The 1,190-nt window shown below is 30.3% G+C and carries 2 protein-coding genes; both read left to right on the forward strand.

Annotated features, from left to right (window positions below; genetic code table 11):
• Positions 1-242 precede the first annotated feature (242 nt).
• On the forward strand, positions 243-641 hold the full coding sequence (locus FTV38_RS17750; protein WP_180023074.1) for a helix-turn-helix domain-containing protein: 399 nt from the start codon (positions 243-245) through the stop codon (positions 639-641).
• Positions 634-1,190, forward strand: a 557-nt coding sequence (locus tag FTV38_RS17755) for a hypothetical protein (protein WP_180023075.1), incomplete at its 3' end; no start/stop codon positions are given. The genes FTV38_RS17750 and FTV38_RS17755, both read left to right, overlap by 8 nt.

Genomic DNA, 1,190 nt, shown 5'->3' on the forward strand with positions numbered 1-1,190 from the left:
TAAGAGATCTTAAAAAGGAAAACGCCGACTGAAAGCCGGCGTTTTTTATCCCGCATCAAACTATCCAAAGACAGTAAGCGCTTAGTAATTAAAGCTATGATATGTGACATGTCACGTCGTGACAATATGACATACATGTCGTACTATAAGTATACCAATACTTATATATACGAATATGTTTTTATGTTTTGATTTTTTTTTAATCAATTGATATTAAGTTATAGATTTATTCATAGGTTTATATGAAAAAATATAGTTTTATTGACAAATGGGGAGAAACAACAAGTCAGTTAGGCTTTGTTTCTGTACCTACTGCTCTGCTATTTGCTCAAGCTGATTTAGAAATTAATGCTTTGGAAATGAATATTCTCTTAAATCTTCTTATGCATTGGTGGAATAAGGATCAGTATCCTTATCCCTCTCAGAAAGCTATAGCTTTCCGTGTAGGAGTTTCATCTAGAACAGTTCAAAGGGTTCTAAAGGAACTAGAAGAGAAGGGATTAATAAATAGAGAAATGAGTTCTAGAACTCATAAAGTCTTTAGAGGTCGAAATATATATAATTTAGAACCTTTAATTGATGCTTTAAATACATTAACACCAATAATACAGGAACGTTTAGGTAAGGTTAGTAATGGATAGAGAATGCTTAATAGACTATGACGAATTATTAAAAGGAATTTCTTTAAAGAGATTGTTACCTTATAACTCTACCTTTGCTATCTCATCTAAAAAACCTGATTTAACCATGTTTAGCTATACTGCTCATCAAGATATAGCTACAAAATTATGTTATGTACTTCATTTAGTAGAAATAAATCTCAGAAATAATCTTAATGATAATTTTAAAGAATTTGTAGAAAAAGATGACTGGATGAAATCTATACAACTATCGCATATATCGTTAGAGCAATTAAAAAAAGCCCAACAAAAGGTATCAGGAGAGTTTAAGGAAAAGAAGAAAAAGAAGAAGCCAACTTATGATGATTATCTGAGTCAGTTAATGTTTGGATTTTGGGTTCATCTATTGAAGTTTCCATTTAATGATGTTTCTAGGTTAGATATAAATAATTTTTGGACTATTCATATTGATAAAGTTTTTCCTGGACGAGAAGGAAAAGATGTAAATCAAATATTCAACGTACTTTTACAGGTCAAGAAAACTAGAGATAGATTGTCTCATCATGAACC

Origin of the sequence: Acinetobacter sp. YH16044 (assembly GCF_013417145.1) — a bacterium.
Lineage (GTDB): Bacteria > Pseudomonadota > Gammaproteobacteria > Pseudomonadales > Moraxellaceae > Acinetobacter > Acinetobacter amyesii.